General features: G+C 61.1%; 16 protein-coding genes. 10 read left to right on the top strand and 6 right to left on the bottom strand.

Annotated features, from left to right (window positions below):
• The first annotated feature begins 46 nt into the window (after window positions 1–46).
• Window positions 47–898 (top strand): MetQ/NlpA family ABC transporter substrate-binding protein, encoded by an 852-nt coding sequence (locus tag JOD50_RS06850; RefSeq protein ID WP_204880922.1) that lies wholly within the window; start codon window positions 47–49, stop codon window positions 896–898.
• 99 nt (window positions 899–997) lie between these two features.
• On the opposite strand, the gene catC is transcribed toward JOD50_RS06850, so the two are convergent.
• Window positions 998–1,306: a muconolactone Delta-isomerase gene (catC, locus tag JOD50_RS06845; RefSeq protein ID WP_204880921.1), complete on the bottom strand. Its 309-nt coding sequence runs from the start codon at window positions 1,304–1,306 to the stop codon at window positions 998–1,000.
• Between the two features lie 246 nt (window positions 1,307–1,552).
• Here catC and JOD50_RS06840 point away from each other — a divergent pair, with 246 nt between their 5' ends.
• Window positions 1,553–2,479: a LysR family transcriptional regulator gene (locus JOD50_RS06840; protein WP_239541551.1), complete on the top strand. Its 927-nt coding sequence runs from the start codon at window positions 1,553–1,555 to the stop codon at window positions 2,477–2,479.
• A 26-nt stretch (window positions 2,480–2,505) separates the two neighbouring features.
• Complete coding sequence (locus JOD50_RS06835) at window positions 2,506–3,609, top strand: enolase C-terminal domain-like protein (RefSeq protein WP_204880920.1); 1,104 nt, start codon at window positions 2,506–2,508, stop codon at window positions 3,607–3,609.
• A gap of 92 nt (window positions 3,610–3,701) precedes the next feature.
• Here JOD50_RS06835 and JOD50_RS06830 read toward each other — a convergent pair whose 3' ends face one another.
• The 3 genes from JOD50_RS06830 to JOD50_RS06820 all read right to left on the bottom strand — a co-directional run bounded on the left by JOD50_RS06830 (window position 3,702) and on the right by JOD50_RS06820 (window position 8,569).
• Window positions 3,702–5,588 (bottom strand): FAD-dependent monooxygenase, encoded by a 1,887-nt coding sequence (locus tag JOD50_RS06830; protein WP_204880919.1) that lies wholly within the window; start codon window positions 5,586–5,588, stop codon window positions 3,702–3,704.
• Window positions 5,589–6,029: 441 nt separating this feature from the next.
• On the bottom strand, window positions 6,030–6,899 hold the full coding sequence (gene catA, locus JOD50_RS06825; RefSeq protein WP_204880918.1) for a catechol 1,2-dioxygenase: 870 nt from the start codon (window positions 6,897–6,899) through the stop codon (window positions 6,030–6,032).
• 95 nt (window positions 6,900–6,994) lie between these two features.
• The gene (locus tag JOD50_RS06820) at window positions 6,995–8,569 is read right to left on the bottom strand and encodes an AAA family ATPase (protein WP_204880917.1); all 1,575 of its coding nucleotides are present in this window, start codon (window positions 8,567–8,569) and stop codon (window positions 6,995–6,997) included.
• Between the two features lie 224 nt (window positions 8,570–8,793).
• Here JOD50_RS06820 and JOD50_RS06815 point away from each other — a divergent pair, with 224 nt between their 5' ends.
• From JOD50_RS06815 to JOD50_RS06795, 6 genes are all read left to right on the top strand, one after another.
• Entirely contained in the window at window positions 8,794–10,743 is a 1,950-nt protein-coding gene (locus tag JOD50_RS06815) for a heavy metal translocating P-type ATPase (protein ID WP_204880916.1), read from the top strand.
• Between the two features lie 25 nt (window positions 10,744–10,768).
• Window positions 10,769–12,439: a DUF885 domain-containing protein gene (locus tag JOD50_RS06810; protein ID WP_204880915.1), complete on the top strand. Its 1,671-nt coding sequence runs from the start codon at window positions 10,769–10,771 to the stop codon at window positions 12,437–12,439.
• 151 nt (window positions 12,440–12,590) lie between these two features.
• On the top strand, window positions 12,591–13,952 hold the full coding sequence (locus JOD50_RS06805) for a MurT ligase domain-containing protein (protein WP_204880914.1): 1,362 nt from the start codon (window positions 12,591–12,593) through the stop codon (window positions 13,950–13,952).
• The gene (locus tag JOD50_RS10445) at window positions 13,949–14,740 is read left to right on the top strand and encodes a type 1 glutamine amidotransferase (protein WP_338052050.1); all 792 of its coding nucleotides are present in this window, start codon (window positions 13,949–13,951) and stop codon (window positions 14,738–14,740) included. The genes JOD50_RS06805 and JOD50_RS10445 overlap by 4 nt, the downstream gene beginning before the upstream one ends.
• Window positions 14,730–15,404, top strand: coding sequence for a Maf family protein (locus JOD50_RS06800; RefSeq protein ID WP_239541550.1), 675 nt, complete (start codon window positions 14,730–14,732; stop codon window positions 15,402–15,404). The genes JOD50_RS10445 and JOD50_RS06800 overlap by 11 nt, the downstream gene beginning before the upstream one ends.
• Window positions 15,405–15,617: 213 nt before the next feature.
• Window positions 15,618–17,393, top strand: a complete 1,776-nt coding sequence (locus JOD50_RS06795; RefSeq protein ID WP_204880912.1) for an acetyl/propionyl/methylcrotonyl-CoA carboxylase subunit alpha — start codon at window positions 15,618–15,620, stop codon at window positions 17,391–17,393.
• A 176-nt stretch (window positions 17,394–17,569) separates the two neighbouring features.
• Here JOD50_RS06795 and JOD50_RS06790 read toward each other — a convergent pair whose 3' ends face one another.
• Entirely contained in the window at window positions 17,570–18,982 is a 1,413-nt protein-coding gene (locus tag JOD50_RS06790) for an NAD(P)H-quinone dehydrogenase (RefSeq protein ID WP_204880911.1), read from the bottom strand.
• Window positions 18,983–19,200: 218 nt separating this feature from the next.
• Between JOD50_RS06790 and JOD50_RS06785 the strand changes: the two genes are divergently transcribed.
• Window positions 19,201–19,506, top strand: a complete 306-nt coding sequence (locus tag JOD50_RS06785; protein ID WP_204880910.1) for a hypothetical protein — start codon at window positions 19,201–19,203, stop codon at window positions 19,504–19,506.
• Between the two features lie 157 nt (window positions 19,507–19,663).
• On the opposite strand, the gene mfd is transcribed toward JOD50_RS06785, so the two are convergent.
• On the bottom strand, window positions 19,664–23,257 hold the full coding sequence (gene mfd, locus JOD50_RS06780; protein ID WP_204880909.1) for a transcription-repair coupling factor: 3,594 nt from the start codon (window positions 23,255–23,257) through the stop codon (window positions 19,664–19,666).
• Between the last annotated feature and the right edge of the window lie 9 nt (window positions 23,258–23,266).

Here is a 23,266-nt window from a genome sequence, read left to right as displayed (position 1 = left end):
GTCCTCAGGTACACCAACCTAGGAACACTCACCCCTAAGGAGAACAATGCGCTTCTTGCGTAAGTTCGCGGCAGGCACTGCCGCACTAGCAGTCACCGTCAGCCTCGCTGGATGCGGCCTCATGGGCGGCAACGACAAAGACAGCGTTGGTAAGAAAGACGGCGACATCACGACCCTGACGATCGGCGCTACCCCGGTCCCGCAGGCCAAGATCCTCAAGTTCGTTGATGATAACCTCGCCAAGGACGCTGGCCTTGATCTCGAGATCAAGGAGTTCACCGACTACGCGCTACCTAACCAGGCGCTCAACGACGGCGACATCGACGCCAACTACTTCCAGCACGAGCCATACCTCAAGGAAGAAATCTCCAAGAAGGGCTACGAGCTCGCTCACTTCAAGGGCATCCACATCGAGCCTTTGGCGCTGTACTCCTCGAAGGCTAAGAGTGTTGACGAGATCAAGGACGGCGGCAAGATCGCTATCCCTAACGACCCTTCCAACATGGGCCGCTCGCTCAAGCTCCTTGCGGACGCTGGCCTCATCAAGATCAAGGACGGCGTTGAAGACGTCTCCGCGACAATCCACGACGTCGCTGAGAACCCTAAGAATCTCCAGTTCGTTGAAGCCGATGCCGCTACCCTTCCGCGCGTCATGGAAGACCTCGACGGCGCAGTCATCAACGGCAACTTCGCACTCGAGGGCGGCCTGACCCCGTCCGAGGACGGATTGTTCCTCGAGAAGGCTGAAGACAACCCGTACGCCAACCTCTTGACTGTGCGTGAAGCCAACAAGGACGACGAGAACATCAAGAAGCTCGACGAGCTGTTGCACTCCGATCAGGTCAAGAAGTTCATCGAAGAAAACTGGAAAGACGGAACCGTCATCCCAGCGTTCTAATTCAGCTACACACATACGTTAGCTGCACCAATAAACGCGGCGGCTTGAGAGAACAGAGTCTCTCAAGCCGCTGCGTTTTAGCTTGTACTATTCCGGTTCTCAGTTCCCGGCGGCAGGCGCGAAGAAGTCGCTCTTGGTCGCGTTCGGATGGGTAGCCAGCGGAGTCACCTTGACGTCCATGTACTTGAACATCGGGAATCCCTGGAAGATCGCGTGGAGCTCATCGTGGCCGTCGACGTCATACATCGAGTAGTTGGAGTACTCCCCGACCACACGCCAGATACCCTTCATGATGCCGCGGTTCTGGAGGTCAGACGAGTAGGCCTTCTCGCGCTTCTGGAAATCAGCCATCGTGTCCGGATCCATGTTCTCCGGGAAGTGAACGTCCATGCGGGCTAGAAACAGCATCGTGATCTCCTTCGTATGTGTGTGCCTACGCTTCAGCCTATTCACCCTTTACCGTAGTCTGAAGTATCTAAACCACAGGCATTGATATATGCGGCATATGAGTAAGGCTCATAAAAGTCTTTCACATCCAGCCCCGCTGAATCTAAGGTGAGATACGTCACCGGACTCGGTGTCCGGTTGCGATGCGTCTAACGCGCCCCGAATATCAGACCGAGTATTAATGCCTGCACGAAACGGAGAGGACCCATGGAACTACGCCATTTGCGGTACTTCGTGGCAGTTGCAGAAGAAAAGCACTTCGGACGCGCCGCCCAGCGACTACACATTGCCCAGCCGCCGCTTTCAGCGCAGATCAAACAGCTCGAACAAGAACTCGGAACTCAGCTGTTTGAACGCACAACCCGCCGCGTTGACCTCACCCCCGCCGGCGAACTACTCCTCGAGCGGGCAACCGGGATCCTTTCCGCGGTGGAGTCTGCGCAAAGTGACGTGACCGATGTCGGTGCCGGCTCCGCAGGCGTGCTTCGGGTTGGCTTCACAGGCAGCGCGACCCACGAACTCATGCCGGCCGCAATCCGCCTCTCCCACCATCGATACCCATCGGTACGGCTCAAAGTCTTCGGCGAATTGCTGACTCCCCACATGGAGCAAGCGTTGCTCGACAACCGGATGGATCTGGCTGTACTGCGGCCGCCTATTTCATCCGATGAGCTGAACTACAAGCCCATCATGGATACCCGGCTTGCGTTGGCGATCAGCCGGAACCATCCCCTCGCGGAAGACACCGGGCCAGTGAGCCCCGAAGACGTCATGAACATCGATGTCGTGAGCTATCCCCGCGAATCCGCCGTAGCCTCGCTCGCGCATCAGGCGTGCCGCGAACACGGATTCCGGCCGCGCGTGGTGCAAACCGCAACCGAGACCAGCACGCTCAACGCGCTCGTGGCAGCGAACATCGGGGTCGCGTTCGTTCCGTATTCCGCACAGTACCCCTTCCAGGAGTCCATCGTCCTGCGCCCACTGCAGACCGACATCACGGTCAGCCTCGGCATCGCGTGGAAGGGCGACGCACTGACCCCTATCGCAGAAAACTTCATTACCACCACCATCGACGCGGCGGCCAAACTGCCGCAGCCGGACACGACAGACCGGAACCGCACACACAAGAGCTAAAAACCTACCGACCGTGGGAGGACACCGTGAAAATCACTGGCATCGAGGCGATCCCGTACAACATCCCGTACGTGAAACCACTGAAATTCGCCTCAGGCGAGGTGCACAACGCCGAGCACGTGCTGGTGCGCATCCACACTGATGCTGGCGTCACAGGCGTTGCCGATGCCCCTCCACGGCCTTACACCTACGGTGAAACCCAGCATTCGATCAAGTCGATTATCGACGAGGTTTTCGCACCAGAAATCGTTGGTTTGAACCCGATGGATCGCGAGAAGGTGCGTGCGATCATGCACCGCACGATCCACAACCAGGTTGCCAAGGGTGCGGTCGATATCGCGTTGTGGGACATCGCAGGCAAGATCACCGAGCAGCCGGTGCATAAGCTTTTGGGTGGCTACACGGATTCGATGCGGGTCTCCCACATGCTCGGGTTCAAGCCGGCCGCCGAGCTGGTTGAGGAAGCTCAGATGTTCGGTGAGAAGTACGGCATCACAACGTTCAAGCTCAAGGTCGGCCGGCTGCCCGTGAGCGAGGATGTTGAGGCGTGCCACGCGCTCGTTGAACACCTTGGCGACGACGTCGAGATCTACTTAGACGCCAACCGCGGCTGGACCGCGAACCAGGCGATGGATGTTCTGCGGCAGATCGAGGACCTCCCGATCACTCTGTTCGAAGAACCGAACGACGCGAAAGAAGCGATGGGCCGCCGCCGCTTGGTAACCCACTCGCGTATTCCAATTGTGGGCGATGAGTCTGTTCCGACCGCCGGGGACGCTTCGCGCGAACTGTTATCCGGCGGTTGCAACGCGATCTGTATCAAGACCGCGCGCTCCGGTTTCACTGAGGCGACCGAGATTCTCGGGCTGTGCACGGGCCTCGGCGTTGATGTGACGATGGGCAATCAGATCGACACCCAGGTCGGTTCCCTGGCGACCGTGACCTTCGGCGCCGCACACAAGGCGTCATCGGCGCGTGCGGGCGAGCTGTCTAACTTCCTCGACATGGCTGACGACCTGCTCGCTGATCCGATCGAGATTATTGACGGGCGCATCGCGGTCCGCGATATGCCGGGCGTGGGCGCTGAGATCGACGAAGAGAAACTCGCCCGCTACCGCGTGGACTTGTAAACAGCACTCGCTACGCATCAACAGACTGACAGCAACAGAGAGGGCGCCGCATCCTTGCGTGGATGCGGCGCCCTCTCTGGCGTGCGCTGTTTCTACGCCTTCACGGACGATGCCTTGGCTTTCACGTCGTTGAAAGTGCGTCCCAAGAATTCTCCGAGCTCAGCCGTCTGATCCAACGGGAACACGCCGGCTACATACTGGTCTGGGCGGACCACCACTACGGCGCCCTCGCGTGAGATGCCTCGGGTTTCGAAAATATCGACGTCTTCGAGGGTTCCCCATGCGTTCTCCATGTTGAGCAACTGGAAGTCGCCCACGCGCGGTTTGAACGCCGAGTGCACGTGACGCATGTCGAATGCGCGATAGTTCTGTTGGAAGATGACCTTGACATCGAACAGGCTCGAGTCGAGGTGCTCTTGCGACCAGTCTGCCCAGGCGTTGAGTCGTTCAGATTCCCCTGGCATCTCCGAGTCAGCGAAAACATAGACACGGTAGCGGCCATCAGCGGCATGTTCGTGCCCGATGTGGGTGTGGACCAGGTCGCACACGCGGCCACACATTTCGGAACGGAAGCGCCGACCCAGCGGGTAGCCTGCAGCCAGCTCCTGATGTTCGTCGCTCGTGGTGAGCATCGAAGGCTCGTATTCGGTGAGGTAGCCTGCGTTGAACTCCGCTGTCTGGTTGTAGAAGCGGCGCACAGTCTGTGGGTCCGGTAGCTGATCGGCCGGGGTCGCCATGAGCGTAGACCACTGCTTATCGAATTCGATGAGGCGGTGAGCGATGTCTTTGCGTTCTTCAGCGTAGGTCCGCAACAACTCTTGTGGGCTGTTGCCTGAAACTACGTGGCCGAGCTTCCAACCGAGGTTGAAACCGTCCTGCATCGAAACGTTCATCCCCTGCCCCGCCTTTGCGGAGTGGGTGTGGCAAGCGTCGCCGGCGATGAATACGCGAGGGTGCGCGCCCTCGGTGAATTCGGAGTCGCGGTCATCGAAGTGGTCTGAGACGCGGTGGCCGACTTCGTAGATCGTGTTCCATACGACATTCTTAACGTCAATGCTGTACGGGTGCATGATCTCGTTCGCGGTGTCGATCACGGTCTGCAGCGGGGTCTCACGCACTGCATGGTTGTCGTCCTCTGCGACCTCACCGAGGTCGACGTAGTAGCGCACAAGGAAGCCGCCCTCGCGTGGGATGAGCAGGATGGAACGGCCCGAGTTGCCCTTGATGGTGCACTTCTTGCGAACATCTGGGAAGTCGGTGTCAGCGAAAACATCCATGACACCCCATGCGTGGTTGGCCTGGTTGCCGCGGAGGCGGTAGCCGAGCGATTTACGCACCTTACTCTTCGCGCCGTCGGCACCCACAACGTACTTGGCTTTGACCTGGCGTTCCGTGCCGTCCTCTGGGCCACCGTTGCGGCGCAAGGTGACCGTAACCGGGTACTCCTCGTTGGCTGACTCTGGCGCAACTTCGAGATCAACGAACTCCCACCCGTAGTCAGGCTTCATGCGGGTTGGCGAGTTCTTCATGAACCGGTTGAAGTGATCGATGATGCGAACCTGTGTGATGAGCATCATCGGCCATTCGCTGTACTCAGGGCCGAGCTCCGCGGTGCTGACCTCCCGCATGATGTTCTCTGGGTTCTGTGGGTCCGGAACCCAGAATGCCATGTCGGTGATCTCGTGAGCTTCAGCGAAGATCTCGTGAGCGAAACCGAACGCCTGGAAGGTTTCCATGGTGCGGGAGTGAACGCCGTCTGCATTCGCGAGTTCAAGGCGGTGTGGGCGCTGGTCAATGAGCCGCGTGTTCACATTTGGGAACTGCGAGAGCTGGGCCGCTGCGATCGAACCTGCCGGACCGCAACCGACAACCAGAACGTCCATCGTGTCTGGAAGTTCATCTGGACGGTCGATGCCATAGCCTGCGGCAGGCAGCTCGAGCGGATCGCCTGTTGAGTATCCGGAAATATGAAACTGCACGGTATTGCCTCCTGGTGTAACGCACGTCACACAATGTGCGATTGAGACCAAGCTAGCAATTAATCCAACTGTATGAATTGAGGCACAATACCTGAATCTGACTCCCCGAATAGTGGGGATATCTTTACTCGAAGTACGCATTGATCCAACACGATCTCTGTAATCACAGAGTTACATCCGGCACGAACGCCGCGAACCTAGAAAAAGAATTGTCAGAAATACTGAATCAATACAGACAATAAATTCTTTTTCAAACTCACCATGTATCAACCGGACAACAACCTGTATAAGAGAGCAAAAGATGTGAAGGCAACCTTTAACTCACCTCCGCTTGGACCACCGCTTAAACAGACGTGGCCCCGACCGTAATGGTCGGGGCCACTCGCCTATCTCATCCTGAGGCGTTACTCAACGCCTCAACAGATCAGCGCTGTATACGGATCAGCGTTCTGGGTCGAGGACGAAGTCGTACTGGACCTCTTCGCCTTCGCCGTCGCTTGCCGGCTTAGGGTCGAGCATGAGCTCTGGCTTGACTGCCGATGCGATGTCGTCGTCGTTGTGCTCGTCGCCTGGGAAGTAGAGCTGCGCGGTGAGCAGCTCGTAGCCTGGCGCGGAGACCTTGACGTGGATGTGTGCTGGACGCCATGCGTGCCAGCCAGCGGCCTCGATCAGCTGACCGCATGCACCTTCGGTTGGGATCTGGTATGGCGCAGGACGGATCGTCTTGATGTCGAATTCGCCGTCCTCGTTAGCGAGGAAGCTTGCGCGCAGGTTCCACTCCGGGATGCCTGGAGCGAACTGCGAGTACAGGCCGTATTCGTCGGCGTGCCACATCTCGATCTTGGCGTTCGAGAGCGGCGTGCCGTCAACAGCCGTGACCTTGGACTTGAAACGGAACGGGGTGCCCGGCTCGTCTTCGCGCATCGGGATTTTGGCGTCCCATTCGTACTCTGGCGAGTCTTCGACGTAGTAAGGGCCTTCGATGGTGCCCTTGGAGCCTTCGCGGTGCTCGGTTGCTACGTCCTCAACTGCGTGCTCGATCCATACGTCGAGGAACAGCGGCCACTCGCCGTCTTCGCCGACCTTGATGAGCCAAGACTTCAGGGCGTTGTACTCGTCGTAGGAGACCTTCTCTTCGTAGACGATGTCGGTCAGGGCCTTGATGGCCTTGCCGGCAAGCAGGCTAACGCGCTCGTGGTCAACTGGCTGATCGCCGCGGTGTGCAGCAGCACGGTCCTTGAAGCGGGCCGATGCCTGTGCGCCGGAGTCTGCAGCGCGGGCTTCAGATGCCTGGGTGTGCTGGGTAGCCATGATTGCTCCTTATGGGTTGAGTAGTTGTGGTCGTTCTGGGTTGGGTTGAGGTTATATCCCGATGCGGCGCCTGGTCTGGTGCCGCTACGGAAGGCTTATGCAGGATGGATGCCCCGGTATTTCGCCGCGGTGATGAACGCTTCGAGATTCGGTTCGTCCTTGCGGAATGCCGCGATGCGCAGTGCGAGGCGGAGGATCATCTTGATGTCGCGCGGGGTGACTTCAGGGAACGTTTCTACGAGGGTCTCGAGCAACTCGTCCCCGAGGTCAGCGCCGTGGCCGTCTGCGAGCATGCCCCAGATGGTGCGGGCGTCTTCACGGCTTGGCAGGTCGTAGTCGATCACGACTGCGCAACGAGCCAGGATGGCCTCGTCGACCCCATCCACGCGGTTGGTCGTGAGGAAGAGCAGGCCGTCGTAGTACTCGAGGGTGCGCAGGAACTCGGCGACAATCGCGTTCTGCTCAAGCTCAAGCCCGCGCTGCAGTACGAAGACGTCGGCTTCGTCGAGCAACAGCACCGCGTCCCAGCGCTTGGCACGCTCGAATGCGGTCTCGAGGTTTTTCCGGATCGATTCGGGGTTGATCCCGAGCGTCCCGGTATGGATCGAGTACAGCGGGCGGTGCGAAACTTCGGCGTAGACCTCCGCGGTCAGTGTTTTACCGACGCCTGGCCGGCCGCGAGCGAGGATCACGTTGCCTGCAGACTTGCCTTCGATGATGTCTCCGGTGAACACGGAGATGTCGGAGGTCAGGATGTCGAGCAGCTCGACTTGCTCTTCTGGCAGAACCAGCTTGTCTCGCAGGTTTTCGTCGTATTCGTACGGGGTGAGGTCGCCGACGTTGACGTCGATGTAGTCTTGCGCGGCAAGGTCGAAGACCGCGACGGCGGTTACGACGGGAACTTCACCGAGGCCCTGGCCGTCGGCGCTGTCAGCGAGGACTGATGGAGCTCCGGTGCGCAGCGGCGCGATCGAACCCGGCTTAACGTCCTGAACCACTTTGCGATTGGTGCGGTTCTTGGGCGACTTGTGGTCTTCGGTGCGGATCGCGGTTCCGGTGAACATGAATTGCTGCGCGAAACCGTTGTCGATGATGTCCTGATAGACGTCGCGGCGCTTCTGATAGGCGGCCTTGAGCTCTTCGGTCTCATGGAATGCACCCTGGGCGGTCAGCGCCTGCTCCGGGGTTTTACCTACGATCGCGGTGTCTTCCAGGAGCAAAAGCCGTGGCGTCTTGGAAGGCCGCTGAACCGTCGGGCTGTCAGCCTCCATCGTGATCTTGACGCGTGCATCGCGAGAGATGTCGGCGTGTTCAAACTTGATGTCGGCGACCAGGTACGGGTGCAGGTATCCGTCTTCTTCTTGCACGTAGACCCAGCCGTCGATCTTGTCGTCGGCAAGGAACTGCTTGAAGAGCGCTTCGGCCGATTCGATGCTCGGGATGGTCCCGTAGTCACCCTTGCGTGCGGCTTGCACTGCGGCGATGGTACGCACGAAGGTCTCGTTACCTAGAGATTCGGCGGTTGCAGCGAGGTCTTCAAGTGCGTAGTCCGTGAGGAATCGGTCGGGAATCCCCATGCCTTCAGAACGCCATGTTTTGGCTTGTTCGCGGGATACCGCCATGTCTTCTGATGTCGTGGCTCGAACCACTGCGGCTGGCGCAATGAACATCAGGTCCACTCCTCACACAACACGATCACCTTAGTGATCCAGGACTTACTCTAGTGACCTAGGTCACCCGTTCTGCACCTCACCTTAGCGGACATTTTGAGACTCGAGAATTACCTAGTCTATATGAACTTAGACATTTCAGATATAGGTTCGCTAAGGCTGATCTAACTATGGTTAGCCTGGCTTCGCTAGAAACCGTCAGGGGTTTGGCACATCATGGGGCCATGGGCGGATTTAAAGGTTTTGCGAAGAAATATTTTCTGGCGATCGCAACGCTCGTAGCGCTCGCGGTTGTCGTCACGTTGTGGGCCATCGACAGTCCAGCTGCCCGGTGGGTTGCCACCGGGTACGTTTCGGTCATCATCTTCATCACGGCCGTCGACATGGTCAAGAGCGTCCTACGGGGCAACTTCGGCCTCGATATCCTCGCGGTTGTCGCGATGGTCGCATCGCTCTTGGTGGGTGAATACATCGCCGCGACGATCATCGCGCTCATGCTCACCGGTGGCGAAGCCCTCGAAGACTATGCGGCATCAAGAGCCCAACGTGAGCTCACCGCGCTGGTTGATAAGGCACCCGATACCGCTCACCGCATCACGGCAGACGGCTCGCACGCCGACGCAACCGCCGATGCGTTAGCTAGCACTGCAGACCATGACCTGGAAGCCGCCGGGCGAGGCCTCGTCGACGTTCCGGTCACCGCCGTTGAGGTGGGCGATGTCCTTTTGGTTCGCCCATCCGAGGTGGTTCCGGTGGATGCGGAACTGCTCGACGATCACGCTTCGGTCGACGAAGCCAGCCTCACAGGTGAACCGCTCCCCCTCAGCAAGACGCGTGGCGAGAAGCTCATGTCGGGCTCTATTAACGGTCACACCGCGATCCGCGTTCGTGCAGTCGCGACCGCGGACGATTCGCAATATCAACGCATCGTGCAGCTCGTGCGCGAAGCTGAGCAGCAGCAAGCGCCAACTGTTCGCGTCGCGGACCGTTTCGCCGTTCCTTTCACGATCGTTTCACTCCTCGTCGCGGGGGTTGCGTGGTTGCTCTCTGGCGATCCGGTGCGTTTCGCTGAGGTCCTGGTCTTGGCCACCCCTTGCCCGCTACTGATCGGCGCCCCCGTCGCGTTCATGGGCGGAATGTCCCGCGCTTCGCGCTTGGGTGTCATCGTCAAGGGCGGCGCAACCCTGGAGACACTGTCCCGCGTGAACTCCGCCGCCTTCGATAAGACCGGCACCGTGACGTTCGGCCACCCCAGCATCGAACGCATCCTCCCCGCCGAAGGCTTCGAGGAAAACCGCCTATTGCAGGTCACGGCGACCGCCGAACAGTTCTCGTCGCATGTCCTGGCTCACGGCATCGTCCAGGAAGCGCAAGAACGCGGCCTGGAAATGGTTGAAGCCCACGATGCGAGCGAGATCGCAACCAACGGCGTGAGTGCGGTCGTCGACGGCCAGGATGTTCGCGTCGGCAAGAAGACCTTCATCGAAGAAATCGTGGGCGAGGTCGCTCAGCCTGAACTACAGGCCTCCCAAACCGCTGTATACATCAGCGTTAGCGAAAAACTCGCTGGGATCATCATCATGACAGACGAGGTTCGCAAAGAAGCCGCCGGAACCATCGAGGCCCTACGCGGACTCGGCGTCAACAACGTCGCGCTGCTGACCGGCGATAACCAAGCGACCGCAGATTCGGTCGGTCAACACATCGGTATCACCGACATTGCCGGCAACCTGTTGCCTGAAGACAAAGTCCGCCGCATCACCGAGGTGAAACAGCCGACCCTCATGGTCGGCGACGGCATCAACGACGCCCCAGTGCTGGCCGCGGCCGGCGTGGGCGTCGCGATGGGTGCACGCGGAGCATCGGCCGCAAGTGAATCCGCCGACGCCGTGATCACCCGTGAAGACATCTCGTTGGTGGCCCGCGCGGTCGACGTCGGCAAGTGGACATATCAGGTTGCAGTGACCGCGATCCTCATCGGTATCGCCCTCTCGCTGAGCCTCATGGGTTTCGCGGCCTTCGGATTCATCCCGGCAACCATCGGCGCGCTACTGCAGGAAGTCGTGGACCTCGCGTGCATCCTCTATGCACTCCGTGCACTGGGTGGCCCGGACCGTGTGAGCCGATTCCTCCCTCGGCGGAACGCGACGAACCGTGACCGAGCTCTCATTTAGAGCGATAACGTTTTAGGCTAGTTTCATGACTACACCTACATCACCACGTACCCCTTCGGCGATCGATGCAGTTGCCGAGGAATTCATGACCGCGTTCGGCAAGCTCGTGCCTGAACACCTCGTGAGCATCGGGAGCCCAGACGCCCCAGACCACTACGCGGACTACTCCCCCGCAGGCACAGCGCAGGAGCGCGAGCTGTTGGTATCCACGCTCGAGAAGCTCAAGACACTCGAGCCAACCGATGACGCCGACGCCGTCACGCTCGACATCATGAACGAGCGCCTCACCGTCAAGCTCGAACTGCTGGACACCGGGGTTCCGTCGTTCAACAACATCGCGTCCCCGGCCCAAGGCATCCGATCGATCCTCGACCTCATGCCGCAGGAGACCGCTGAGGACTGGGCCGGGATCACGCGCCGCATCAAACACATCCCTGCCGCGCTAGAGGGCTACCGCGCAACCCTCGAAGAGGCTCGAGCCAACGGCAAGGTCCCCGCGGTACGCCAGGTAGACATCGTCGCCGAGCAGTGCGCGGCCTACGCGGCCGAAGACGGCTACTTCGCGAAAATCACCGAGATCGCAGCCCCTGCCGGACTCGACGACGCGGCACGCGAGGAACTCGTTGCCGCCGCGACACAGGCAGGCAAAGCCTACGCAGACTTCGCGGAGTACGTCACCGACGTTCTGCGCCCATCGGCCCGCCAAGAAGACGCGTGCGGCCGCGAATACTACGCGCTCGCTTCGCGTGACTTCCTCGGCGCCGAGGTAGACCTCGAAGAGGCCTACCAGTGGGGTGTTGAAGAGCTCGACCGCATCATCGCAGAACAAGAAGCGGTCGCCGAGCAGATCAAGCCAGGCGCATCCATCGAGGAGGCGATGGACGTGCTCAACGCAGACCCTGCACGCCAGCTTCACGGAACCGATGCGCTGCGCGAGTGGATGCAGGAGCTCTCCGACAAGGCCGTGCTCGAGCTCGCCGGTTCTCACTTCGAGATCGATCCCCCTATGGATCGCCTCGAGTGCATGATCGCTCCAACCAACGAGGGCGGTATCTACTACACGGGCCCATCCGATGACTTCTCCCGCCCGGGCCGCATGTGGTGGTCCGTGCCAGAGGGCGAAGACACGTTCACGACGTGGTCTGAAACCTCGACCGTCTACCACGAAGGCGTGCCAGGCCACCACCTGCAGATCGCTACCTCGACCATCAACTCGGACGAACTCAACAGCTTCCGCCGCGAATTCGCTTGGACTTCCGGACACGGCGAAGGCTGGGCTCTCTACGCTGAGCGCCTCATGGAAGAACTCGGCTACCTCGAAGATCCAGGCGACCGCCTCGGAATGCTCATGGCTCAGCGTTTGCGTGCGGCCCGCGTCGTATTCGACATCGGTTTGCATTGCGGCTTCGATATCCCAGAGCGTTGGGGTTCCGGCGTATGGACCGCTGAGAAGGGCCTCGAGTTCCTCAAGAAGAACGTATTCGAATCCGAAGGCCGCATCGAGTTCGAGTGGCTGCGCTACATGGGCTGGCCGGGCCAGGCTCCGTCCTACAAGATCGGCGAGCAGATCTGGATGCAGATCCGCGCAGAAGCCGAAGAGCGTGAAGGCTCCAAGTTCAGCGCGAAAGACTTCCACACCCGCGCACTCAAGCTCGGCGGCATGGGTCTCGACTCGCTGCGCAGGGCACTCCGCTAAGCGGGGCGATCGGCTAAACAGCGCAGCGCGCTCGGCTCAACCGCGCCGCCTGCCGCGCTGACATCGGAGTGAGCCAGAAATATCACATTTGGCCTATGTTTCCGTGTGGGGAAGCGCTGTGAGCGCTTCCCCACGTGGAAAGATAGAGCCTATGGTTTCTCATCAACTCCCCGAACCTCCTACGTCTAAACCACGCGCCCGGGCGGGCCTCTCGGCTCTCGACCGTGCGCGTTTGTCTTTGGCGACGTTCGCGGGGCGTGCCGCATCGCTCGCCTCACGCGTCGTGGGCCGTGGTTCGGGTCAGTCGATCCAAGGTGCGATCCTCACCCGTCTGGCCCCGCGAGCTTTCGAACACCTACTTGCTGGCCGCACCGTCGTCGCGGTCACCGGAACCAACGGCAAAACCACAACCACCCACTTTGTGGCTGCCGCCGTACGCGAAGCCTTGGGCGAGGATGCCGACCGCCTCGTGACGAACTCTGACGGCGCGAACCTCCACCGCGGCATCGCATCCGCACTGTCAGAAGCTCCGAAAGCCGACATTGCGGTGCTCGAGGTCGACGAGCGTGTGGTCGCCGACCTCGTGAAGCTCGGGAAACCGAAGATCCTCGCGATGCTGAACTTCTCCCGTGATCAGCTGGACCGAAACCACGAAATCAAGGCCCTGGCTCGGGCGTGGCGGAACGCTCTCGAAGAGGCCGGTGAAGACGGCCCGCTCGTGATCGCGAACGCGGAAGAGCCGCTGGTTGCGTGGGCCGCCGAAACCGCGCGCGAAACCGTGTGGGTCAATTCAGGTTCGGTGTGGAACGACGATGCCGTGCTGTGCCCGGGCTGCGACACGGTTTTGGAGCGCGAAAACCCTGAGGTCGATGACGCCGGCAACGTCACTTTCGCCGGTACATGGCGTTGCCCTGGCTGCGGCCGGAGCCAGCACAAGGCCACGATCGTGGTGCGCGGTGAAACGGTGCACGATGCGGATGGCAACGAACTCGACCTGCAGCTGAACGTGCCCGGCCGGTTCAACGTGGGTAACGCCGCTGTTGCGTTGGCTACCGTGCGTGAATTCGGTGTGGACACTGAGACTGCTCTGGCTGGTATGCGGAAGGTTCAGGCCCCTGCTGGGCGCTTTGGGATCAACGAGATTCGCGGTGTGAAGTGCCGGTTGATGCTTTCGAAGAACCCTGCCGGCTGGGCGGAATCGCTTCCGCTGGGTACGAGCGATCCGCTTGTTTTGGCGATCGACTCGGTACTCGCTGACGGCCGCGATGTGTCGTGGCTGTGGGATGTTGACTTTGAGTCGTTGCGGGGCCGGCAGGTCATCGCGACCGGCCGGAACACGTTCGACCTCGCGGTCCGGCTCGACTACGCGGGCGTTGAATGCCAGACCATCAAGGACCTCGGCACCGCGATCGAAACAGCGGGGTCGATGCGCGCGGATCAGTCCGCGCCCCTTGATGTCATCGCTACCTACACTCCGTTCCAGGTTTTGCGTCGTATGGGAGGCGCCAAGTGAGCACTGCAAACAACGCGAGCACGAACAACAGCGCAACTACAAACAACCGCGCAGCCAGGTCTAAGGAACTGTCGGGCCGCAAGCTCAGCATCGTGAATGTCTACCAGTCGCTGCTGGGTATTTACGGCGACCGCGGTAACGCGATGGTTTTGGCCGAGCGTGCCCGCCGCCGCGGCGCTGACGTGACCGAGTACGTCGCGGAACCTGGTTCCCCGGTCCCTGACGATGCTGACATCTATGTTTTGGGCGGCGGCGAGGATGGCGCCCAGACCGCCGCCGTTCGCGCACTTGCCGACGATGGCGTTTTGGCTCGCGCTGTTGAGCGCGGTGCGGTCGTGTTTGGGGTGTGCGCGGGCTATCAGATTCTTGGCGAGACGTTCACGGTGGGCCACGATAACGCTGAGCGTGAGGGCCTCGGCTTGTTGAACGCCCAGACGGTGCGGTGCGATCCGCGTGCGGTGGGCGAGATTGTGACGCGTCGCCGCGGCGTGAGCGGCAACGATGCTTTGATCACGGGCTTTGAGAACCATGGCGGCCAGACGCGGTTGTCGGCTGGTACTGAGCCGCTCGCTGATGTGATCGAGGGCGTGGGCAACGGCGACGGCACGGAGGGCGCTGTCAAGGGCACCGTGTATGGAACCTATCCACACGGGCCTGTTTTGGCCCGCAACCCGGCCTTGGCTGACGAGCTCATCACGGTTACAACCGGGGTCGATCTCGCTCCGCTACCGATCTCAACGATCGCCGCTTTGCGTGCCGAACGGTTGGAGGGCCACCTTGGCAGTTAACTCCCTTGTCGTTGACTCCGCTACGGCTACACTTCCGTCACTCGTGCTGGGTTCGACGTCTCCTGGCCGTGCGGCCGTGTTGCGAGCCGCTGGAATCGCGTTCGCGCAGCAAGCCTCGCATGTGGATGAGGACGCCGTGGTCGCCGCGGCCCGTGAAGCTCAGGGAGCACCGCTGAGCCCAGCGGATGAGGCGCAGCTGCTGGCTGAAGCGAAGGCCGCCGATGTGGCAGAGACACTGCGCGCAAACCCGACGGGTTCGCGGCTCGTTTTGGGTTGCGATTCGGTTTTCGAGTTCGAAGGCGTCGCGTACGGGAAGCCCCACACCCCGGAGGTAGCGCGGGATCGCTGGCTTGCTCAGCGAGGCCGTGAAGGCGTGCTTCATTCGGGGCATTGCCTGATCGACCTTGAATCGGGCAGCCAGGCCACCGAGTGCGTGTCCTCCACGGTTCGTTTCGCGGACATCAGCGATGAGGAACTCGACGCGTACATCGCCACGGGAGAGCCGCTCCCGTGCGCCGGCGCTTTCACGGTCGACGGTCGCGCCGCAGCACTCATCGACAGTATCGAGGGCGACTTCCACGCGGTCGTCGGGCTGTCCCCCGCCGCGCTTCGGCGCATGCTCGCCGAGCTCGGGTATCCACTCACACTCGTGTGGCCCGCCTAGCCAACCAGCCGCCCGCACAAGCCAGCCAACCGCGAACGTGAGCGGAAGTGACCGAAGCGCGCGGGTCGTCGTAGGCTTAAGGCAGTGCAGAGGCCTGTAGGGTTCCCACAAAAAACAGGCCAATTCGGGCGGGAAATCCTGGATAATTCAGGAGGTTCCCCACATATCGGATAGGCTCACAGAGTCTATGCAACGTAAGGAGCAGCCAGGCTCATGCCAGAACTGACGAAGGTTTTGATCGCCAACCGTGGCGAAATCGCTGTCCGCATTATTCGCGCGGCGGCCGATGAGGGCATTAAGTCCGTCGCCGTGTACGCCGACTCTGACCGCAACGCCATGCACGCTCGCATGGCGGATGAGTCGTTCGCGCTGGGTGGGGCTTCCGCTACCGAATCCTATTTGAACATCGAGAAGATCATCTCGGTCGCTCAGCGCGCCAAGGCCGATGCGATCCACCCGGGATACGGCTTCCTCGCGGAGAACGCTGATTTCGCGCAGGCAGTAATCGACGCCGGGCTGGTGTGGATTGGCCCGTCCCCTGAGGCGATCCGTGCGTTGGGTGACAAGGTTCAGGCCCGCCACATCGCGCAGAAGGTTGGCGCTCCGTTGGTTCCTGGCACGAAGGACCCGGTCTCCTCGACCCAGGAGGTTCTAGACTTCGCTGACGAACACGGCCTGCCTATCGCGATCAAGGCTGCCCACGGTGGTGGCGGCCGCGGTATCAAGGTCGTTCGCGACCGCTCCGACATCCCTGAGCTGTACGACTCCGCTGTACGCGAGGCGACCGCGGCGTTCGGCCGCGGCGAATGCTTCATCGAGCGCTTCCTGGACGCCCCTCGCCACGTCGAAACCCAGTGCCTCGCTGACAAGGAAGGCAACGTCGTCGTGGTTTCGACCCGCGACTGCTCGCTTCAGCGCCGCAACCAGAAACTCGTCGAGGAAGCCCCTGCACCGTTCTTGACGGACGAGCAAAACGAACGCCTCTATGAATCCTCGAAGGCGATCCTGCGCGAAGCCGGCTACGTCGGCGCAGGCACGTGTGAGTTCCTTGTAGGCCAGGACGGTGTGATCTCGTTCCTCGAGGTCAACACCCGCCTCCAGGTTGAGCACACCGTCTCCGAGGAGATCAGTGGCATCGACCTCGTCCGTGAACAGTTCCGCATCGCCCGCGGTGAAACGCTGGGCTACGAAGACCCAGAGCTGCGCGGCCACTCCTTTGAGTTCCGCATCAACGGCGAAGACCCGGGCCGCAACTTCATGCCGACCCCAGGCACCCTCACGACGCTCAAGTTCCCTACCGGCCCAGGCGTTCGCGTAGACACCGGTGTTGAGCAGGGCGAAACCGTGACCGGTAACTTCGACTCGATGATCGCTAAGCTCATCGTGACCGGCCGCACCCGCCAGGAAGCTGCTGAACGCTCCCGCCGCGCTTTGAAGGAATTCGAGGTTGACGGCATGGCGACCGTGGTTCCGTTCCACCGCGCCGTGATGGAAGACCCGGCGTTCATCCCTGAGGATGAGGACAAGCCGTTCGAGGTTCACACCCGCTGGATCGAAACCGAGTTCAACAACACCATCAAGCCGTACACCAAGGCCACCCCGGCTGAGGAAGACGACGAGGACATCCAGCACTACACGGTCGAGGTTGGCGGCCGACGCCTCGAGATCGCTTTGCCGGCCTCGCTCGGCTCCGGTTCCGGCGGCTCCCGCGCCCAGCACAAGCCGAAGCGCCCTAAGCGGGCTCGCGGCGGTGCAGCCGCAGCGGCTTCCGGTAACGACCTGACCTCTCCTATGCAGGGCACAATCGTCAAGGTGGCCGTCAAGGACGGCGAGAAGGTCTCCGAAGGCGACCTGATCGTGGTGCTTGAAGCGATGAAGATGGAACAGCCAATCACCGCGCACCGCGACGGTGTGGTCAAGAAGCTCAAGGCGAGCGTTGGCGGGACCGTCTCCGCATCCGAGGTGCTCTGCACCATCGATGACGAATAAGCAACGCCGAACAAGCGATCCCGAATAAGAATCGCACCGCTGAGGAATTAATAAACGTCAGGGCCGGGAAACGTGGAAGTTTCCCGGCCCTGACGTTGTGCTGTTGTCGCTGCTTGCTTTGCAGCGTCAGATGCGGCGGTCACCACACGATGCAACGGTGTCGCCGCGCTTCCCCCCTAGATGTGGCGATGGAGGCGACGAGCGGCTTCTGCAACCGAGCCAGACAATGACGGGTAGATCGTCACGGTGTCCGCGAGATCGTCAACGTTCATGTGCTTACGCACCGCGGTAGCGATCGGATAGATGAGCTCGGACGCGCGCGGAGCAACAACAACGCCGCCAAGCACGGTGCCGCTGCCACGGCGAGCGAAAATCTTGATGAAGCCGCGCTTGATACCCATCATCTTGGCGCGTGGGTTGGTCGACAAATCCAGCATGAAGGAATCGGCGACCACGGCGCCCTGATCAACGAGCGCCTGGGTCACACCGACCGTCGCGATTTCAGGGGAGGTAAACACGTTCGAGGCGACCTCGTCGACCTTGAGCGGGGTCACGGCATCGCCCATGAGGTGAGCCACAGCGATCCGTCCCTGCATCGCGGCGACCGACGCCAGCGGGAACACGCCTGTGCAGTCGCCAGCCGCGTAAATGTGCGGAACCGTGGTCCGGGACACGCCATCAACCGTGATGTGGCCAGACTCAGCGACAACCACGCCGGCCTCTTCAAGCCCCATATCCGCGGTGTTCGGGATCGCACCAACCGCAACCAAGCAGTGGGAGCCCTCAACCGTGGTGCCGTCGGAAAGCTCGACCGTGACCTTGTCGCCGTCACGGGTCACGGAATTGGCGCGAACCTCAGAACGAACCTCAACACCGTTCTCCTCGAAAACATCCTCAAGCAGGCGGGCCGCGTCCTCATCCTCGCCAGGCAGAACACGGTCACGCGAGGACACGAGGGTCACGCGCGTACCCAACAGGTTGTATGCGGACGCGAATTCGGCACCCGTGACACCCGAACCGATCACGATCAGATGCTCAGGCTTCTCCTTCATCTCATACACCTGTTTCCAGGTCATGATGCGTTCCCCATCAGGAACAGCTGTCGGCAGCTCACGCGGATGCGCGCCCACAGCAACAATCACGTAGTCAGCCTCAAAGCGGGTGGCCGAACCGTCCTTGCCCGCCACCTCAACCGTGTGCGTGCCCACCAAACGGCCACGGCCATCGACGACCTCAACACCCGTCTGAACCAAGCCAGCCCGGATGTCCGCCGACTGCTCGGCAGCCAACGCAAGCAAACGTTCATTGATGTAGCCGAGGTCCGCATCAACCTCATGCTCATCCGTGCCACGGATCGTCAGCTCATTCGCAACGGACACACGGCGCACGGCGTCTGCGGAACCAATCAGAGTCTTGGAAGGGACGACGTCGGTCAGAACAGCCGAACCACCCGTCCCCTGTTCCTCGATCAAGGTCACCCGCGCACCGAGTTGCGCACCGACCATCGCGGCCTCATAACCACCTGGGCCGCCACCAATAATGACAAGACGTGGAGAGTTAAAATCAACTTGAGCGCTCACAGCCTCCATTGTGTCATCTCAGGCACGTGTGTCATCTCAGGCACGCGCTCGCTGAATCCCCGTCAGTCGGGATCGCGTACGATGCGGTTGTCACGGCGATCCGGCGACGTTGCCGCAGGAGCCGTTCAAACTTGATACGATAGACACGAATGCGCGCAAGCGCTGTCGTCATCGCTTTGCTTTGAATCAATGCATTGCCCCAATGCTTTGCCCCAAGGAGGCCATCCGTGTACTCGGCCGATGGAAAGAACAAGAACCACTCAGGTGAAGGTCACGCAGTCAGCAACATCATTCTGTTCGTGGTGCTGTTCGCGATTCTCCTCGCTGGTATCTACGCCCTGACTTTCGCTGATCTGCATGACCCAGCGAAGGCATGGTTCCCATTCATCGCATGTGTCATGGGTGGTACCCTCGCATTCGGCATCGGCAAGCACGTAACCGGCCGCGCAGACAAGAACCCAGACGTCACCGCGAACGAAGCCGGCGCCCTGGACACTGTCGACGACGAATACCGCAAGGCCGTCTCCAAGTAAGCTCCTGTAGCGGGCACAGTCCGCACGGCTCATAAACGTCAAGGTGGGGCGCATCCGTGACGGATGCGCCCCACCTTTCTGTATGTAGGTTTCTGTTGTAGCTTTCCTGCGGCGCTCGGCCGTTCTCCTAGGCGACTAACCTAGGCCGCTGAAAGGCCTAGGACTCGCCGAACACGTTAGTCAGGAACGTCTCAACCCAGTCGAGTAGTTCTTGGTCGGTGAGCCGCTGAGCGCCGAGCCCCTGCCCCTTCGGGAACGGAGCCAGAACCGCTTTCAGCGCAGGCTTGTGCATCGCGCCCGGGTACAGGCGCTTCATCCGCATGACCCTCGATTCAGCGAGGTTGTCCGGCGCGAAACGGATGTAGTTGCCTTGGGCCTGAATCTCGTTGATGTTCACCGAACGCGCCACAATACGCACCCGCGCAACTGAAACCAACAGCTGCGCTGCCTGCGGAAGCTCACCGTAACGGTCCTTGAGTTCCTCAACCACCGCATCGACCGCTTCCGGTTCAGCGGCCTGCGCAAGCTTCCTGTACGCTTCGAGGCGTAGTCGCTCGCTCGGCACATAGTCTTCAGGGAAGTGAGCGTTCAACGGAAGCTCGATCTTCATTTCCTGGCTCGTGGAGTCCGTATCGCCCTTGAACGCGGCAACGGCCTCGCCCACCAGACGGATGTACAGGTCGAATCCGACGCCCTGAATATGGCCGGACTGCTCGCCGCCCAGAAGGTTGCCCGCGCCACGCAATTCGAGGTCCTTCATAGCCAACTGGTGGCCCGAACCCAATTCGTTGTGCGCCGCAACCGCCTTGAGCCGCTCAAGCGCGACTTCGCCCAACGGACGTTCCGGATCCCACAAGAAATACGCGTACGCGCGGTCACGGCCACGCCCCACACGACCACGCAACTGGTGAAGCTGCGAAAGGCCATAGTTATTCGCGCGGTCCACGATCAGCGTGTTCGCGTTAGCGATATCCAGGCCGGTCTCGATGATGGTCGTGGACACGAGCACGTCATAGCGGCCCTCCCAGAAATCCACCATGATCTGCTCAAGCCGGCTCTCCGACATGCGACCATGTGCAACAGCGATCCGCGCTTCCGGCACCAGCTCAGCGAGCTGCCCCGCAACCTTATCGATCGAGGACACCCGGTTGTGGACGTAGAAAACCTGGCCCTCACGCATCAGCTCGCGGCGGATCGCCGCAACCACCTGCTTATCCGTGTACGGGCCCACATACGTCAAAACCGGGTGGCGTTCCTCCGGCGGGGTCGCCAACGTTGAGGTCTCGCGGATCCCCGTCAGCGACATCTCGAGCGTGCGCGGAATCGGGGTCGCGGACATCGCCAAAACATCCACATTGGTGCGTAGCTTCTTGAGCTGCTCCTTGTGCTCAACACCGAAACGCTGTTCCTCATCCACGATGATGAGACCCAGGTCCTTGAAAGCAACCTGCTTAGACAGCAACCGGTGCGTACCGATCACCACATCGACCGAACCGTCGGCGAGCCCATCGAGGGTCTCCTTCGATTCCTTCGCCGTCTGGAAACGCGAAAGCGCCCGCACAACCACCGGGAAACCCGCGAAACGCTCCGTGAACGTCTCAAAATGCTGCCGAGCAAGCAACGTCGTCGGGACCAAAACGGCGACCTGCTTACCGTCCTGAACCGCCTTAAACGCGGCACGCACGGCAACCTCAGTCTTACCGAAGCCCACGTCGCCGGAAATCAAGCGGTCCATCGGGACCTCAGACTCCATGTCCTTCTTGACCTCATCGATAGTGGTCAACTGATCCGGGGTCTCAACAAACGGGAACGCTGCCTCAAGCTCGGCCTGCCACGGAGTGTCCGGCGCGAACGCGTGCCCGCGGGACGCCATCCGCGCCGAATACAGCTTGACCAGTTCGCCCGCGATCTCCCGGACCGCCCGGCGGGCCTTCGACTTGGTCTGCGACCAATCCGAGCCGCCCATCTTGGACAGCGGCGGCTGATCCCCACCCACGTACCGCGTGATCTGATCCAATTGATCTGTCGGAACAAACAGCCGGTCCCCCGGCGCTCCACGCTTAGACGGCGCGTATTCGATCACCAAATACTCGCGCACCGCCCCGGCGGTCTTGCGCTGCTGCATCTGGATGAAACGCCCGATGCCGTGCTGATCATGCACAACATAGTCGCCTTCCTCAAGGGTCAGCGGGTCAACAGCATTCCGACGACGCGAAGCCAGCTTCTTCGTAGACCGTGCCACAGCCGAGCTAGCTCGGCCCAACACGTCGGCTTCCGTGAGGAACGCAAGCTTCACATCATCCAGAACGAAGCCATTGCCGGCGAGCGCCTGCGTCACCTGGATCAGACCAGGCCGCGGCGCTTCGTCGATCGACTCGACGCGGCTCACCGGGATATCCGCGTCAGAGAAAAGCTCAACCAAACGGTTCGCCGGGCCCGCGCCATCCGTGACCACAACAACCGACCAGTCATCCCTGACGCGGCCACCCACGTACTCGAGCATCTGCGCAACATCGCCACGCCACGCGGCAGGCTCACGCGCCGGAATCCGGACCGTCAACCCCTCCTGAACGAGCTCCTCATCCGAACCCAACGCAGTCATCGTCCACCACGCCAAGCCAGCATCCAAAACCCCAGCACGAGCCTGACCTAACGTCTGGAAACCAGCCGCCTCCGCATCGTGGTCCATGCCGCCCGTGACCTGCGAAATATCAACCGGCGCATCCGCGCCCATCGCCGCAGAAGACCACGAAGCCTCCAAGAACTCGGCGTTCGTAGCCAACAAATCAGCGGCACGGCCGGAAACCCGCTCCGGATCAGCAACAATGACGACAGACCCCGGGCCAAACACGGAAGACAACGGAACCATCTTCTCCGCCAGCAGAGGCGCCAACGACTCCATGCCCTCAACGCTCAAACCGGCCGCGATCTTCTCGAGCATGTCGCGCGCGCCGGGCATCGAATCCGCGAGCCCATGCGCACGCTCACGCACACCCTCATCCACCAACATTTCACGGCACGGAGGGCACTCAACCCGTTCCAACGCCGCATCCTCGCCCAACAGAGAACGCTGATCAGCGACCGAGAAATACGTGATCTCCTCGATCTCATCACCAAAGAAATCGACACGCACCGGATGCTCTTGAGTCGGCGGGAACACGTCAATAATCCCGCCACGCACCGCGAACTCACCGCGGTTAGCGACCATGTCCACACGCGAATACGCGGCAGCCACGAGCGAAGCAACCACGCCATCGAAATCCAGCTCAGCGCCACGCACCAACTCAACAGGCTCCAACGCGCCCAAGCCATCCACAATCGGCTGGATCAACGAACGCACCGGCATCACAACAACCTTGAGCGCCTCATCGCGCACATGCAGACGCCGCAGCACATTCAACCGGCGGCCCACCGTGTCCGACTTCGGAGACAACCGCTCATGCGGCAACGTCTCCCACGCAGGGAACTCCTCAACCGAACCCTCAGGCAGATAACTTCCCAGGGCATCGACCAAGTCACCCGCCGCACGGCCCGTCGGCGTCACCACGACAGTCACCGCCCGCGCATCACCCCCACCACCAGCCGGCTGCGGCAAAGCCTGAGCGATCTGCGCGACCAGCGGCGGCCGCAAACCGTCCGGCGCCGCGATCTCCTTCTCATCCGCAACGTCCGGTCCACGCTCAGCAGAAACCCGGATCCGCTCAAAAGCAGGGTCCTTCGCCAACGCGGTGAGCAGACCGTTCAAGGACATGCGGCGCCT

Origin of the sequence: Pseudoglutamicibacter cumminsii, assembly GCF_016907775.1 — a bacterium.
Classification (GTDB): Bacteria; Actinomycetota; Actinomycetes; order Actinomycetales; family Micrococcaceae; genus Pseudoglutamicibacter; species Pseudoglutamicibacter cumminsii.
Note: the sequence above shows the minus strand (reverse complement) of the source record. Positions and strands in the feature narration are given on the sequence as shown.

Coding starts and splice junctions, on each gene's coding strand:
- JOD50_RS06815 (WP_204880916.1), top strand. CDS start 8,794: ATGGGCGGATTTAAAGGTTTTGCGAAGAAATATTTTCTGGCGATCGCA.
- JOD50_RS06810 (WP_204880915.1), top strand. CDS start 10,769: ATGACTACACCTACATCACCACGTACCCCTTCGGCGATCGATGCAGTT.
- catA (WP_204880918.1), bottom strand. CDS start 6,899: ATGGCTACCCAGCACACCCAGGCATCTGAAGCCCGCGCTGCAGACTCC.
- JOD50_RS06840 (WP_239541551.1), top strand. CDS start 1,553: ATGGAACTACGCCATTTGCGGTACTTCGTGGCAGTTGCAGAAGAAAAG.
- mfd (WP_204880909.1), bottom strand. CDS start 23,257: ATGTCCTTGAACGGTCTGCTCACCGCGTTGGCGAAGGACCCTGCTTTT.
- JOD50_RS06795 (WP_204880912.1), top strand. CDS start 15,618: ATGCCAGAACTGACGAAGGTTTTGATCGCCAACCGTGGCGAAATCGCT.
- JOD50_RS06790 (WP_204880911.1), bottom strand. CDS start 18,982: ATGGAGGCTGTGAGCGCTCAAGTTGATTTTAACTCTCCACGTCTTGTC.
- JOD50_RS06805 (WP_204880914.1), top strand. CDS start 12,591: ATGGTTTCTCATCAACTCCCCGAACCTCCTACGTCTAAACCACGCGCC.
- JOD50_RS06820 (WP_204880917.1), bottom strand. CDS start 8,569: ATGTTCATTGCGCCAGCCGCAGTGGTTCGAGCCACGACATCAGAAGAC.
- JOD50_RS06850 (WP_204880922.1), top strand. CDS start 47: ATGCGCTTCTTGCGTAAGTTCGCGGCAGGCACTGCCGCACTAGCAGTC.
- catC (WP_204880921.1), bottom strand. CDS start 1,306: ATGCTGTTTCTAGCCCGCATGGACGTTCACTTCCCGGAGAACATGGAT.